Source organism: uncultured Gemella sp. (assembly GCF_963537375.1).
Taxonomy (GTDB): Bacteria; Bacillota; Bacilli; order Staphylococcales; family Gemellaceae; genus Gemella.
This window is the reverse complement of sequence record NZ_CAUTDQ010000003.1, coordinates 36585-53151: the sequence shown is the minus strand read 5'-3', so window position 1 is coordinate 53151 and position 16567 is coordinate 36585. Positions and strand designations below refer to the sequence as shown.

The 16567-nt window shown below is 29.8% G+C and carries 12 protein-coding genes; 2 read left to right on the top strand and 10 right to left on the bottom strand.

Annotated features, from left to right (window positions below; genetic code table 11):
- Positions 1-89: 89 nt before the first annotated feature.
- The 8 genes from RYK99_RS01360 to RYK99_RS01325 form a co-directional block, all read right to left on the bottom strand.
- Positions 90-1415, bottom strand: a complete 1326-nt coding sequence (locus RYK99_RS01360) for an MFS transporter (RefSeq protein WP_314989451.1) — start codon at positions 1413-1415, stop codon at positions 90-92.
- 483 nt (positions 1416-1898) lie between these two features.
- Positions 1899-2561, bottom strand: coding sequence for a methionine ABC transporter permease (locus tag RYK99_RS01355; protein ID WP_314989449.1), 663 nt, complete (start codon positions 2559-2561; stop codon positions 1899-1901).
- Positions 2561-3574 (bottom strand): ATP-binding cassette domain-containing protein, encoded by a 1014-nt coding sequence (locus tag RYK99_RS01350; protein WP_314989447.1) that lies wholly within the window; start codon positions 3572-3574, stop codon positions 2561-2563. The genes RYK99_RS01355 and RYK99_RS01350 overlap by 1 nt, the downstream gene beginning before the upstream one ends.
- A 354-nt stretch (positions 3575-3928) precedes the next feature.
- Positions 3929-4921 carry a bifunctional oligoribonuclease/PAP phosphatase NrnA gene (locus tag RYK99_RS01345; protein WP_314989445.1) on the bottom strand — a complete coding sequence of 331 codons (993 nt, stop codon included), beginning with the start codon at positions 4919-4921 and terminating at the stop codon, positions 3929-3931.
- 16 nt (positions 4922-4937) lie between these two features.
- Positions 4938-6245: a DRTGG domain-containing protein gene (locus RYK99_RS01340; RefSeq protein WP_314989443.1), complete on the bottom strand. Its 1308-nt coding sequence runs from the start codon at positions 6243-6245 to the stop codon at positions 4938-4940.
- A 270-nt stretch (positions 6246-6515) separates the two neighbouring features.
- Positions 6516-7898: a bifunctional UDP-N-acetylglucosamine diphosphorylase/glucosamine-1-phosphate N-acetyltransferase GlmU gene (gene glmU / locus RYK99_RS01335; protein WP_314989442.1), complete on the bottom strand. Its 1383-nt coding sequence runs from the start codon at positions 7896-7898 to the stop codon at positions 6516-6518.
- Entirely contained in the window at positions 7891-8745 is an 855-nt protein-coding gene (purR, locus tag RYK99_RS01330) for a pur operon repressor (protein ID WP_003146651.1), read from the bottom strand. Before purR ends, glmU begins: the two co-directional genes overlap by 8 nt.
- Positions 8746-8960: 215 nt before the next feature.
- The gene (locus RYK99_RS01325) at positions 8961-10262 is read right to left on the bottom strand and encodes a hemolysin family protein (protein ID WP_314989439.1); all 1302 of its coding nucleotides are present in this window, start codon (positions 10260-10262) and stop codon (positions 8961-8963) included.
- A 200-nt stretch (positions 10263-10462) separates the two neighbouring features.
- Between RYK99_RS01325 and RYK99_RS01320 the strand changes: the two genes are divergently transcribed.
- Positions 10463-11386, top strand: a complete 924-nt coding sequence (locus RYK99_RS01320) for an alpha/beta fold hydrolase (protein ID WP_314989438.1) — start codon at positions 10463-10465, stop codon at positions 11384-11386.
- A gap of 12 nt (positions 11387-11398) precedes the next feature.
- Positions 11399-12226 carry an acetylxylan esterase gene (locus RYK99_RS01315; RefSeq protein WP_314989436.1) on the top strand — a complete coding sequence of 276 codons (828 nt, stop codon included), beginning with the start codon at positions 11399-11401 and terminating at the stop codon, positions 12224-12226.
- 52 nt (positions 12227-12278) lie between these two features.
- Here the strand turns inward: RYK99_RS01315 and RYK99_RS01310 are convergent, their stop codons facing one another.
- The gene (locus tag RYK99_RS01310) at positions 12279-13538 is read right to left on the bottom strand and encodes a Glu/Leu/Phe/Val dehydrogenase (protein WP_314989434.1); all 1260 of its coding nucleotides are present in this window, start codon (positions 13536-13538) and stop codon (positions 12279-12281) included.
- 253 nt (positions 13539-13791) lie between these two features.
- The gene (polA, locus tag RYK99_RS01305; protein WP_314989432.1) at positions 13792-16431 is read right to left on the bottom strand and encodes a DNA polymerase I; all 2640 of its coding nucleotides are present in this window, start codon (positions 16429-16431) and stop codon (positions 13792-13794) included.
- Between the last annotated feature and the right edge of the window lie 136 nt (positions 16432-16567).

The window sequence follows — 16567 nt, the reverse complement described above, 5'->3', positions numbered from 1 at the left end:
TCAATAAAATCATAACTTCAGAAAAAATGATTTTGTTTGGTCATCCCCATTACAAATATTTATTTTCAAATTTTATATTTTAGTATTATTTAGATAACAAAATTAATACCAAAAACTTTTAGTTTAATATTACTTGTCTTAGGTCTTGTTTCAGGAAACTCAGAGACAAATACTATATAAATTACACTTCCTAATAAGTAGAATATTAAAGATGATTTATACCCCATATGATTTAATACAATACTCCACGTAAAATTAAATAAAGTGTAAATTGCATATCCAAAAGCCCAAAATATTCCGAACATTATAGTTAATCTTTGCGAATTCATCTTAGGTAGTTCGTACGGTATGTTTAAGTATATTGGATACTGAGAATACATGAAGAAACCTGATATTGCAAACATTATATATGAGATGATAGCACTTCTAGAAACACATAGAAGTCCAATCGCCATAAATCCTATCATTAATACTCCATGAATCATTAAAAATGGTTTTCTTCGAAAATCTAATCGTCTTGTAACTAGCAGACTAAAAAGCGTTCCAAACAATCCTCCTATTGTAACAGTTAATATCATTACTTCTGGTTTAAAATGAGTATTGTTCGCATGTTCTGCTATTACTCTAGGTAAAGATACAAGTGGCATAACATATAAGAATAAAAAGCCACCAAATCCTAACGAGAATACATAAATAAATCTATCTTTAAAACCATCAGCATAAGTGTATTTTTTCTCTTCAACTTGATGTATAGCTTCTTTTGATCTCATTAGAGATTCATACACAAAATGATTTGGGTGTTTCCATGTAATTGTTGGTTCAAAGTCTCGAGATAATAACAACCAAAATACAAGTAGTATTATACTAAAAATACTAAATCCTATCATTGTATATCTCCAGTCTACGATAAAGTATTTTTTAAATAATAGGAATAGTATCGCAACTAAAGCAGCTCCAATATTATAAGATGCTGTAATAATTGTACTCGTAATAATTTTTTTATCATTAGGAATGAATTTTGCGACAAATGAGTTAATAAAAACAATTATCATAGAGCCACCAAATCCCATTATCATTCTTGATATTGTATATAACCAATAACTATGTGTAAATATTGCGAAAAATGAAAAACATAAGCAAAATAATGCGATTAAAGCAGCCTTTTTAGGATGTAGTTTTATTAAAATAAATGCAGCTAATAAATTAGCAACAATTCTTGAAATAGTAATAGTATAGTTTACAACCTCAGATATTATGGGAGATACCTTCTCACCATTAAAATAATAGTCTGTAATCTGTTTTGATAAAGTAGAACCCGCCACCCAGTTAGTTGCAAATACTACATAAGCTGTAATAAGAATCGAAAACATGATAATCCCTTGCTTTCGAGTAGGGGAGTTAGATATTGTTTGCATAATATTGTACCTCTTTCTTTATTAAAAAATATTACAGGTCGACCTTGTTATATAACTGTTTTTTGGATGTAACTTTAGTTTATTACAAAAAGAGAAAAAAATCAAGAAAACCTTTTCTTTTACATAGATTTATCATAGAATATTTTCATATTTTCATAGATGAAAACATGAAAATGAATCTTCATAATTACTGAAAATTATTGCATTCTAATTAATTAAATTAAACAATAAAAATACAAACAAATATATAATCAAAAAAAAAATTACAATAATTTTTTATAAAAAACACTTTTAAAATCCCCTAAGTATATTTAACCTCTAAATATATACTTTTAAAATAACTAATCATACAGAAATACATCATTAATTGACAATTTCTTAACTCCTATATTTATAATTTAATAAACAAAATTCCCCTCTTACTAGATAATAATTTATCCAGTAAGAGGGGGACACCTCACTTCTATTGTGAAATTTATTCTTTTATCTTTTATCTACTTTCTTAACAATAGTATCACCAAGAATTTGAAGAGCAAATACTATTATTAATATTAACACTGTCGCAACAAATGTTAAAGTACTGTTATTTCGTTGGAAACCATCTAAATAAGCTAAGTTACCTAGTCCACCAGCACCAATAACTCCTGCCATCGCTGTTGATCCAACTAATGCTATCGCTGTAACAGTTAATCCTGAAATTATTGCTGGTAAACTCTCAGGAATTAAAACTTTCAAAATAATAGTAGTTTTTTTAGCTCCCATTGCTCGAGCTGCTTCAATTACACCTTTATCCACTTCACGTAATCCGATTTCTACTAAACGAGCGTAGAATGGTGCAGCTGAAATAATAAGTGCTGGAATTGCCGCTTGAACACCGATAATCGTACCAATTAAAGCCTTAGTGAAAGGAATTAATAATACAATTAAGATAATAAACGGAATCGCTCTAAAAATATTAACAATTGCTGTAACAACTGTGTAAAATCCACGTCCAAACGTACTCTTACTATTAGATGTTAAGTATAACAGTAATCCTAAAAATAAACCGATGATGAATACTACGATTAATGACTCAAAAGTCATAATAAGTGTTTCAATTGTTTTGTCTTGTACTTTATCCCAATTAACTCTTGAAAAATCAAACATTATAACACCTCCGTTAAAATACCTAGTTCATTTAATCTAGCTATTACTTTATCTGTATTTTCTTTCGAACCAATTAATTGAACGAACAGCGTACCTATATTTGCATTTGCTGTCTTATCAATGTGACCATTAATAATATTAAAATCAAAATCAATTTCTTTTATTAATGTACTAAGAATAGGTTTTTTCGAAGTATTATTGTCAAAGGTAAATTTAATAATAATACCGTCTGTGAATACTTTCTTCCACTCTTCGATGTTTTCTCTCTCTTCAAACTCCGAAGCAAATGAAGTTTGAGCTAAGAATTTCTTCGTAACTTCTTGTGTCGGGTGATAAAACACTTCAGAAACAAGACCATTTTCAGCAATTGTACCACCATCTATAACAGCAACTTTTGTACAAATAGTTTTAATTACATTCATTTCATGAGTAATTAGGACAACAGTTATGTTAGTTTTGCTGTGAATTTCTTTAATTAGATTTAATACCTCGGCAGTTGTTTCAGGGTCAAGTGCACTTGTCGCTTCATCACAAAGTAAGATTGAAGGATTACCCGCTAATGCACGTGCAATACCTACCCTTTGTTTTTGACCACCTGATAATTGAGAAGGATAGGCATTTAATCTATCTTCTAATCCAACTAACTTAGCCAATTCCTCTACTCTTTCTTTAATTTCAGTTTTTGATTTCCCTAAAATTTCTAATGGGAATGCAATATTTTCAGAAACCGTTCTACTCCATAATAGATTAAAGTGTTGGAAAATCATTCCGATTTTTTGACGTTTTAATCTACGTTGTTCTTCAGTTATTTTATTGAAGTCATCACCATCAATAATTACCTCTCCATCTGTTGCCACTTCAAGTCCGTTTAACAGCCTTACTAACGTACTTTTTCCAGCACCAGAATAACCAATTATACCGTAAATATCACCTTTTTCAACTTTTAAATTAATATCTTTTAGCGCATGAACTTTATTATTATAAATCTTATTTACTTTTTTTAATTCAATCATGTCTAGCTCCTTTCTCTTTTTAAAAAATAAAAAACACCCTTACTCCATCTAGGAATAAGGGCGTTATACGCGGTACCACCTTATATTTTACTTATTATAACTACTAACATAGTCTATCCTATAACGTGGATCGCCGAACAAAGTTTACAATTACGTTTACCTTATTAACCACTCGAACCATTTTCACATATTTCATATTATACCTTTTCAGCTTACGGTACTCTCTTTAAATATTACATATATTACTTATACGAGTATTGGTTTTTATTAATTTCTATTAAGTATACCATTATACTTTTATAGTGTCAAGTGTAATTTTTGAAATTATCCTTTGAAAATTCTGAAAATATTCCACTAATTTTCCAATTTAATATCATTCTCAACAAGGTAATCTCTAACTACTCTTGCCATATCATCTAATAGATCATCTAATTCTTCCCAGTTTTTAACTGTTGCACCACTTGCTAATGGATGACCACCACCAGCATATTTTTCTGCTAGTGTATTTATAACTGGGCCTTTAGAACGAAGTCGAACACGTACTTTATTCCCCTCATCTATTGCAAAGCACCATGCATATAGACCTTTTAAGCTTCTAAGTAAGTTTACTCCTGTTGAAACTTCTCCCGGATCAACACCGTATTTATCCATATCTTCTTTTGTAATTTTTAAATACGCAACTCCATCTTGATAAACATCATAATTTTCAAAAATGAACGCTCTAAATCTCATAATATTCTCACTGATAATTTCCATTTTATCTAATAATGCACTCATATTGAAATCATACTTTATAAGTTCTGATGCAACTTTTAGAGTATTATTTGAAGTATTCGGGAATAGAAATCTACCAGTATCTCCCACGATACCAAGATAAAGTAGTTTTGCCGCTTCATCATTCAATTTTACATTATATTTTCCGTTTAAATATGTATAAAAATTATATATTAATTCACTACAAGATGAAACCTCTGTATCAACTAAATTAATACTTCCATAATTATCTAATGGTGGGTGATGATCAATTTTAATTAAAAAGTTATTTTTAGTAAATAGTTTCCCATCAATTCTAGGAAAATTAGCCGTATCTGTTACAATAACTAAAGCATCTTTATAGTCTTCTTCTGTTACTTCTGAATTTTTGAACAAGAAGTCCAATGAAGGAGAATCCTTACCTACAGTTATTAGAGTTTTTTCTGGAAAGTTTTCCTTAATAATTTGATACATTGCCCCTTGAGAACCGTATGCGTCTGGATCTGGTCTTTCATGTCTATGAATTATAATCTTATCATTTTCTTTAATTTTTTGAAAAATTTCCTCATATAAATTTTCGTAGTTTGTATTCATCTAATTTCTTCTTTCTCTAATTTCTCTGGAATACTTGACAAGTTACCATTGCTTTTGCAACTAATTCTGTCTTATCATAAACTTCAACATCAAATTTAGCAGTTTTACGTCCTATATCTAAAATGTTTACTTTTGTTGTTATTGTTCTATCTAATGGTACAGATTTCAAGAAATAAAGAGTAGTATTTTGCATAAGCACTTCACTTCTATTGTAGTTATAGCTTGTAATATGAATAGATTCATCAATAATACTTAATAGAGCTGAGCTAGAGAATGTACCAAATTGATCTAACATTTGAGGAATAACTTTAACCTGTAATCCATCAGCTCTTGGAACTATACCTTTACGCATAATTTCATCAAATGTATCATTATTATGACCTTCTTGGAATCTATTATTCGTTAATAATGAGTTTATAACTATTTTTCTAGTAACCACACCAAGTAATGTATTTTTCGAGTCTATTACAGGCATTAATTCATATCCTTCAGATAGCATAGTATTAGCTACTGAAGATATAGGTGTTTCTAAAGTAGTAGTTGCTACTTTTCTTTCCATCACTTCTTTTATAAGCGCATCTTTTTCTTGTAAGAAAACGTCACGAGCTGTAACAATACCAACTAATTTACCGTATTCATTAATTACTGGATATCTAGTGTGACCTACTTTTAATTGTAAATCATACCAATCTTTTACAGTATCATTTAGATTTATTGTATATAGATTTTCAACTTTCATATAAATACTTTCAACCGTAATTATATCTCTCTTAATAATTTGGTCATTAGTTACACGGTTTATTAAATGAGTTACTGAAAAAGTATCATGTGGAGTAATAATTAAAGGTAAATTTTTACTATCAGCAAGTGCTTTAATAGAATCAGTTGGTACATATCCACCTGTTACTAAAATAGCACAACCTTTCTCCAGTGACATTTCAATAATTTTTGGACGATTCCCTATTATTAACAATGTTCCTTTGCGTATGTGTTGTCCTACTTGTTCAGAATCCATTGCCCCAATTGCGAAGTCTTGCACTATTTCATGAACTCCACCACGTCCTGCGATTAATTGTCCACTTACTATATTTACAATCTCTGAATATGATAATTTTTCTACATTATCACGTTCTTTTTTCTGAATTCTCACTGTACCGACACGTTCTATCGATGATACAAAACCACGATTTTCAGATTCTTTTATTGCACGATATGCTGTTCCTTCACTAACTTTCAGTTCTTTAGCTACTTGACGTACAGAAATCTTGCTACCAATCGGTAAGCTCTTTATATATTCTAATATTTTTTGGTGTTTTGATTTCACAATGATTCCTCCTTATATTTTTATTATAATACAAATAATTTATTTGTAACACATTCTATACATATGTAATTATATACTTTTTATAGAACTATTTCAAGATGAAAGAGGACGAAAAATAACTAATTTTACTTATTTTCCATCCTCTTTTATATTATTTATGTATATTTTCAACTTTGAAAAATATATTGAATATTTTTGAAAAATTTAGTGATACAGTTTATTTTTCATATTTTTACTATAACACCATTTTAATTCTATGATATTAATATTTTACGATTTTCTACCCGCAGGCATTTTTTTAGCATAACCTTCTTTATTTTCTTGCTTCACCCTTGCTATTACTAAAGCATCAGATGGAGCATTTTCTGTAACAGTAGTTCCGGCTGCAACTACAGCACCATCACCAATTTCTAATGGGGCTATTAAGTTTGAGTTACATCCTATAAATGCATCACTACCGATTTTAGTTCGATATTTATTTTTTCCATCGTAGTTAACAGTAATTGTTCCACAACCAATATTTGTATTGCTTCCTACTTCAGTATCACCTAAGTAACTTAAATGAGCTGTTTTAGATCCATCTCCATATGTAGTATTTTTTAATTCTACAAAATTACCTACTCTTACGTGTTGACCTAATTCACAATTATTTCTAATGTGAGAATATGGACCAACGCTAGTATAATCTCCAATTTTTGAATCGCTAATAGTTGAAGATATAACTTTTACTCCATTTCCTATCTGTGCATTTTCCAAGTATGAATTAGGTTTGATTTGACAGTCTTTTCCAATTACAGTATTAGATTTAATTGTAACGTTTGGATAAATTGTTGTATCACGACCAATTACAGCATTAGGTGCAATATATGTATTTGTAGGATCTACTAGAGTAACTCCTGCTAGCATATGTTTAGTATTAATTCTATTTCTCATAACATTTTCTGCATAAGCTAACGCTACTCTATCGTTTACACCAAATGTTTCATCGAAATCGTCACATAAATATGTTTCAATAATTTCTTTTTGTTCACGGATTAATGCTAGTACATCTGGAAGATAATACTCACCTTGATTATTATCATTCTTAACTTTTTCTAACATTTCAAATAATAATTTATTATCAAAGCAATAAATTCCTGAGTTAATTTCTTTTATTTTTTTCTCTTGTTCTGTTGCATCTTTTTCTTCAACAATTTTCACTAACTTTCCATTCACATCACGAATAATACGACCATAAGCAAATGGATCATCAGCTATTGCTGTTAATACAGTTGCTTTTGCATTTGTATTTTCATGGTGATCTAGCATACTATTAATAGTCTCTGGACGAATTAGAGGAGTATCTCCATACATTACAATAGTTGTACCCTCTTTATCTTTTAATTCATCTTTGGCTACTTTTACAGCATGAGCAGTTCCTAATTGTTCTGCTTGTAAAACAAACTTTGTTCTATCTCCTAGCACCTCTTTAACTCGTTCCGCACCATGACCAACTACAGTTATTACCTCTTGCATTTCTAAGTCATTAAGGCTATCTAATACAAGTTCTACCATCGTTCTATCACAAACTTTATGCAATACTTTATATAGTTTTGATTGCATTCTAGTTCCTTTTCCAGCTGCAAGAATTACTGCATATCTATTATTACTCATTTTCAACATCCTCTTTTTCTACTTGTCTTAATTTTTCAATAACATTCCCTAATTTCACATCGAAAGTTCCGTTAAATTCGTCAATATTTTCAATTTTTGAAAGATATAAGTAATCATCTTCGTGTTCTCTTGGCGAATCAAAACACTGTGTGATTATTACTTTACCAACAACATTAACATCAAACTCATTCATAAGACTTTCCATACCTGTAAGGACTCCCCCTCCACGCATGAAGTCATCAACTAATAGCACTTTTGATCCAGTATTTAAACTTCGTTTAGATAAAATCATTGTTTCTATTTTCTTGGTAGATCCTGAAACATAATTTATCGCAACAGTAGTTCCTTCTGTAACCTTATTATCTCTTCTTATGATAATTACAGGTTTATTTAATATTGAAGCTATGGCATAAGCTACTGGAATACCTTTTGTCGCAACAGTTACCACTGCATCCACTTCTTTATTTTTATAGACAGTAGCAACTACTCGGCCTAACTTATTCATTAGACTAGGATCACCTATTATGTCTGACATAAAAATATACCCACCTGCTAACAAACGATTTCCATCATTAATTTTATCAAGAAAACTACTTAGAATTTCTTTAGCATCTTCTTCTACTAAAGTCGGTGTAAAGATAACACCTCCACTTACTCCTGCTAAAGTTTTAACTTCTCCAATATTTTCTTCTTTGAAACCATTTTTTATTATATGTATATCCTCACTTATTGAAGATTTAGCTTGATTAAATTTTGAAACGAAATACGTTAATGGAATTAATTTATTCGGATTATTTAATAAATACTCCGTCATCACTACTATTCTTTCACTTCTCTTTAACTTCATCTTATACTCCTTACATTGTATAAACGGTAACTTTACCACAGATTATACAATCAATATATTTTATTCGTATATTATATGTATATAATACCACTATTGTTCGGAATAGTAAAGGGTATACAATAATTTTTAAGTTGATTTTAATTAACTAAACTTTTTATCACATCACCTATAGTAAAGAGAAGATAGCTTAATTAAACTATCTTCTCTTTTTCTTTTTATTTTTCTTTCCAAACTTCTAAAGTTCGTATTTGATTTTCTTCTACTTTTCTTACAACAAAAGTTAATTTATCAATAGAATATACAGCTCCAACTTTCGCTTCATATTTTTCTAAATAAATATACGCACCTATTGTATCAACTTCTTCATGTGGTAGGTGAGCATGGAATAATGCATTGACATCTTGGATTGGTACCCAGCCATCAATTAAATAATGTCCATTTTTTAATTTTTTAACTAAACTTTGCTCATCTTCATCGAATTCATCTCGAATTTCACCAGTAATTTCTTCAACTATATCCTCTAATGTAACTACTCCACTAGTTCCACCATATTCATCAGTAATAACAATCATATGCTCTCTATTTTGCTTAATAGTTGCTAATACTTGAGAAATCGGTGTATGTTCAAATATTTTTATAGCTGGTGTAATATACTCTTCTAAATCTTTAGTGTTTTCTAGCGGTTTATCAGCAAATAACAGTTTTTTAACATTTAAAATACCAAGAATTTTGTCTTTATCCCCATCTTCGATTACCGGGTATCTAGTATACTCTTCTTGCTTTAATTGTCTCATGATAATTCCTAGAGAGTCACTCATATCTATTGCTTCAACCTCTGTTCTAGGTGTCATAATTTCCTTAGCAATTTTATTATCAAATTCGAATACTCTCTCTACATAACGATACTCTACGTCATTAATTTGACCATGTGCTCTTGAAGATTTCATTATCGTTCTCAATTCTTGTTCACTGTGAATATCATCATGTTCAGATGCTGGTTCATATCCAAACATTTTTGCTATAACATTTGCTAGCGAGTTAAGCAACCATACTAATGGACGCATTACTTTATCAAACATATACATCGGCCAAGCAACTCTCAGACAAGTTGTTTCTGCAGATTGAATAGCTATAGTTTTAGGAACCAATTCACCTAAAACCACATGCAATAACGTCATAAATCCAAATGACACTACTAACGATATCGTATGTGTTACCGCCTCATTTAGATGTAATAACTCGAATATAGGATTAAATAATGAGTGGAATGTTGCTTCCCCTATCCAACCAAGTCCTAACGAAACAATCGTTATACCTAGCTGCGTAGCAGATAAATAATGATCCAATTGATCAACCATTACTGCCAAAATTTTTGCTGTTTTATTTCCAGATTCAACTAATTCATTTACCCTTGTAGGTCTAAGCTTAACAAGTGCAAATTCAAACATTACAAATATTGCCGAAGCAACAAGTAATAATATAATTATTAATATTTTAATTAAGATACTGAGATCCATATGGTTTTAATTTAACCTCTTTCCTTATTTTTTAGTCATTAATAAATAATTTTACTACATATAAACTTTTTTTTCAATTATTATACTATCTATAAGTTCTATCTCTATTTCTAATTTTTTAATAATTCTTATTGGTGGATATTTCCTCTTTCGAGTGATACTATATTAAGTAATTGAAAACGCTAAAATAGGAGATTACTATGAGCAACGAAATAAATTTCAAAAATTTTTGGTCTAAAAAAATAAACTACATTAATAATATTCACATCGACTATAATATAGAGCAGACCAAGTTTTCGAAATTTGAAAATATAGAATATTATAACTTAACTTTTAATAGCTACGATAATTCAAGAATCTACGCTAAATACATAAAAAATATTAAATTTAGAACCAAATATCCAAATAGACCTATCCCTATTCTATTTTATTTCCACGGATACCCCGCTTCGAGTAGAAACTGGTTAGAAAAATCTGCTTTTTCCTCTTTGGGGTATGATGTGGTTGCTATAGATTTTAGAAATCAAGGCGGTTTAAGTAAAGACAATGGAAGTTCCTCGCCTTCAGTGTTTGGTCACCTTACAGTAGGAATCGATGAGAGTATTGAAGATATGATATTTTATAAGAACATTTTAGATACTTTATTACTTTCTAGAATTATTACATCTTTCGAAGGAGTTGATTCTAATAATATTGTTACCTACGGAGCTTCTCAAGGTGGAGCATTTTCAATAATATTTGCTGCTTTAAATAAAAATGTAAAAAAATGTATAAGTCTATATCCTTTCCTTTCAAACTTCAAAGCTATTTATGAACTTGACAATAGAAATAATGCTTATACAGAATTTACCCATCATGCACGATGGTTTAACACAAAAGGAAGCAATACTAAAGACTTTTTAAACAATCTTTATTACATCGATACTATAAATTTTGCAAAACTTTTGAAATGTAATGTATTATTCGGAATTTCTAATCTCGACGTTGATTGTCCTATAGAAACCCAACAAAATATTTTTAATAATATAAAAAGTAATAAAAAAGTTATAGTTTATAAAAAGTACTATCACGAAAATATTCCAAGCTTCAATGATGAAGTAGTTAACTTCTTACTAAATAAATAATGGGAGTATATAATGAAATTAGAGAAATATAGAAAACTAAATTATACAGAACAATTATTGCATGTTAAACATCGATTTGTTCAATATAAAAAAATTAATTTTAAAGGAATAGATAATTCTAACATTGAATTAGATATAGTCACTCCAAATACCGATATCAAGGGAGTGATTATCGACTTTCCTGAATTTAAAGTAAAAAATAAAGATTACTTATCATTAACTAAATACAGTATGTTAGACTACGTTCTAGTGTCTTTACATATTAGAGCCCAAGCTGGAAATAGTGAAAACAATACTCCTTGTTCTCATTTTCCATTTTTAGATAATAGTTATGAGTTTCCATATTATAAGCTGGTATTTCAAGATGCTCTTGATACTCTACAAATTATTGAATTATTATTTCCGAATAAAGATATATATGCAACTGGAGTTGGACAAGGTGCTGCTATTTCCCTAGTATGTGCTAGTTATTACAATTCAATTAAGGAACTATTTATTTCTGATTGTTCTCTCTGTGATATAAAAAATACTTACATTCAAAATAAGAAAAATCCAATCTTTAGAAAATTATATAATTTTGAAATTGATTTTCCAGATCAAATAAACTATCTATATAAAACACTAGACTCAATTGATATACTTGATATTAGTAGCTCCGTCTCACAAAAAGTACACTATGGACTTTCATATCTAAGTCCTAAAACTCCACATTTTGCACAATTAAAATTAATTGAATCACTAAAAAATATTGAGATCCAGCATTATAAATTTTTAGATTATAAAAAAATATTCCAACATCAATTTGATGATTATATACTTGAAATACTTTCAAATAAATAAAAAAAGAATCGACAGAAAATAGAATTCCGTCGATTCATTATTTTTAATACGATTAGCTTAATCTACCTTTTAACTTCATGTTTTTAACAATTTTTTCAATAGAATTCACATAAGCAGCTTTTCTCATTGGGATATCAAATCTTTCTTTCACTTCCCAAATATCATTAAATGCTTTTGTCATAACTCTTGCTTGTTTTTCTACTACTTCTTCTTCTGTCCAGTAGTAACCTTGTAAGTTTTGTACCCATTCAAAGTAAGATACAGTAACACCACCACTATTTGCAAGAATATCAGGAATTACAACCACACCTTTTTCTCGTAATACTTTATCACCTTCTAATGTAGCAGGACCATTGGCTCCTTCTGATATAATTGGTGCTTTAATTAAACTTGCTTCCTTAGCATCAATTGCGTTTTCTAAAGCACATGGACAAAGAACATCTACATCTAATGCCCAAAATTCATCTAAAGTTAAACGTTTTGTATTTGGTAATTTATGGAATCTAACTTTATTATCTTTACATTCTTGAAGTTCAGCATATGATAAACCATCTTCACGATATACAGCATATTGAATTCCATCGTCATCACGTTCAGTTACAGCAACTACTTTAGCTCCAAAGTTTACAGCAGTTTTTACTGTATAGCTACCTACATTACCAAATCCTTGAACAGCAAACTTAGCTCCTTGTGTAGATTTCCCTAATTTTTCTAATGCCAATTTCGCAGCAAGAGCCACCCCATATCCAGTTGCTTGCGTTCTTCCTAATGAACCACCTAGTTCTAATGGTTTACCTGTTAAAGTACCAATTCCTTGCTCACCAGTAAGAACATTAAATTCGTCAATCATCCATGACATTATTTGACCATTTGTATTTACGTCTGGTGCTGGGACATCTTGTTTTTCACCTAGATACTTGTAGATTCCTCTAATGTATCCTCTAGAAAGTCTTTCCAGTTCACCTTTAGACAATTCTTTTGGATCTACGATAATACCACCTTTACCTCCACCGTATGGTAGGTTAGCAACAGCACATTTGAATGTCATCCAAATAGACAATGCTTTAACTTCATCACCTGTTACAAGTGGGTGAAATCTTAAACCACCTTTTGTAGGTCCGATTGCATCATTATGTTGTGAACGGAATCCTTTGAAGTATTTTACCTCACCATTGTCCATTCTAACTGGAATAGATATTTCAAAGAATCTTTGTGGATCTTTTAGTGATTCATATACCTCTTCTTTGTACCCTAAAACTTCACAAGCACCTTTAATTTGTTCTCTTGCATTAACCAATGGATTGTTATTCATAATTACTACATCTCCTTAAATTGTTATTTTACACTTTCAATGTAATTTCTTCTTAGTCAATTATATCAAATACAACATATTTTTGTAAACGTTTTTGTTCTTCGTTTTTCTTATTTATATTTTCAATTTCCAATGTGAATTTCTCATGAAAAAAGCTAGTGATAACAATATGTCTATCGTTATCACTAGCTTTTTATAACATTCAAAAAAACTATATGGAGAATGTTACTGTAAATTAATATAAGCTACCACTCTATTTTGCATCATACCATGAAGATCCGCTACTCGCTTCAGCTTTAAGCTGAACATCTAAATTAGCCGCTTCTTCCATAATTTTAATCATTTCTTTTGTAAACTCTTCTTCTATATCTTTATTTACATCGAAGATCAATTCATCATGTACTTGTAATAATAATTTTGCATCTACATTTGTTTTTTCTAAATACTCAAATACATTAACCATAGCTATCTTGATAATATCTGCAGCAGTACCTTGAATCGGTGAATTCATCGCAATACGTGCATTTAGATTGGCTACAATCTTATTTTTAGCATTAATATCCGGTAATGCTCTTCTTCTATTGAATAATGTTTCTACATAACCGTGTTCTTTTGCAAAATCTACAATATCAGTCATATATTTATCAACACCTTTAAATGTTTCTAAATATTTATCGATAAATTCTTTCGCACGTTTTCTAGTAATACCTAAATTATTAGATAAACCAAAATCAGAAATTCCATAAACAATACCAAAGTTAACAGCTTTAGCTTCTCGACGCATTGAAGATGTTACTTCATCAAGGCTCACTCCATTAACATCACTAGCTGTTTTAGTATGAATATCCACATCATGCTTGAATGCATCTATCATTCCTGCATCTTGAGCAATATGAGCCAATACTCGAAGCTCTATTTGAGAATAGTCAATAGATAAAATTACTCTATCATCAGAAGCTGGAACAAATGCTTTTCTAATTTTTTTACCTTCTTCGATTCTTGTAGGGATATTTTGAAGATTAGGATTTACTGAAGATAAGCGTCCTGTTTGAGCTAATGTTTGCTCATAACGTGTGTGAATTTTCCCTTCACGAGTGATATCTTTAACTAATCCTTTTGCATAAGTTGAGTTCAATTTTGTAATGGTTCTATATTCCATAATTAGTGGAATAATCTCATGACTATGTTGAAGTTGTTCTAACACTTCTACAGCTGTAGAATATCCAGTCTTTGTTTTCTTAATTGGTGGTAAACCTAAATCTTCAAATAACACAACACCTAGCTGTTTAGGTGAAGCAATATTAAATTCAGAACCAGCTAAAGTATAAATACTAGATTCCAATGTTTTAATTCTCTCGTCAAACTCAGCACTCATTTCCTCAAGAGCTTTCTTACTAACATGTATTCCTTCAAATTCCATATTAGCTAATACTTTAGCAACTTTAATCTCTATATCTTTATATAAGTCCACCATATTTTCTTCAGAAAGTTTTTCTTCCAGCAATGGTTTCATAAGTGAAATACTCTCTGCAATTTCTGCTATATACGGATTAATAACTTCTTGAACTGGCAAAGTTCGTTTCGCTCCCTTACCATATACTTCTTCGTCACTACTTATTATTTTCCCAAGATAGTTAAAGATGATTTTATCAATTTCAGTTTTTGCATTTACATCAATTAGATAAGACACTATTTTAACATCGAAAACTTCTCCGTTAATATCAACACCATTTCTCTTCGCTATAAATAAAATCTTTTTAAAATCATAGACAGTTTTAGCCAATTCACTTTGAAGATACTCTACTACAAATTCATTAGTGAAAAATTGTTCTTCACTAAAAATATAAGCTGTTCCTTCTTTGTAAACTACTATTCCTACCACATCTGAATTATGATAATCCTCTGTATAACACTCTACATGTAGAGCACTATCGGTAAAATCTATTTTCGTATTTTTATCCGCTAAAATAATATTAACTTCTTTTTCGGGAGCAGTCTTTCCTTCAGCTACTTCATCTGACTCTTCACTAAGATTTTCTTGAGATAATTTTCTTAAAAATGAAACAAATTCAAGTTTTTCAAACAGCTCTCTTTTAAGCTCTATATTCTCACTATAAGTTAAATCTTCTAACTTGTTATCGACTGGAACTTCTGTATAAATAGTTGCTAATTTTTTACTTAACAGGGCATCTTCTCGACCTTCTGTTAAACGCTCTTTTAGTTTTTTTCCACTAATATTGTCAATATTTTCTAATACATTTTCTACAGTTTTATATTCAGTTAATAGTTTTATGGCAGTTTTTTCTCCTACTCCAGCAATCCCCGGAATATTATCGCTCTTATCTCCCATAAGACCTTTCATGTCAACGATTTGTTCTGGAGTTAAACCATATTTCTCAGCAATAAATTCTGGCGTGTAATAATCAATATCTGTAACTCCGCGTTTAGTATAATAAATTGTTATATTTTCACTAGCAAGTTGCGTTAAGTCTTTATCTCCAGTTACTATTATTACTTCCAAACCAGCTTTCTCTGCAATTTTTGCATAACTACCAATAATATCATCCGCTTCATAATCAAAGTGTTCTTCATACTTTATTCCATATGAATCTAGAAGTTCTCTAACATAACCGAATTGCTCTACTAACTCACTAGGAGTTTTGTCTCTAGTACCTTTATACGCTTCATAACTTTGGTGTCTAAAAGTTTGTTTTCCTTTATCAAAGGCAACTAATGCATACTTCGGATTAGTATCTGCTAATATTTTTTCTAACATTAATGTAAATCCATAAACACTATTAGTATATAGACCTTTTTTGTTTTTTAAAGCTGGCATAGCATAAAAAGCACGATAACTTAAACTATTTCCATCTATTAATATTATCTTATCCATTTAAATCTCCTAATTTTAATTCTAGAAATTATAAAGAAGTACGAAACAAAAATCACATTTTTAAAAAGCGATGTTTGAGTCGCCCTCATACTATTCTTCATATATCACTATTATATATTTCTCTTTGTACTTCTAC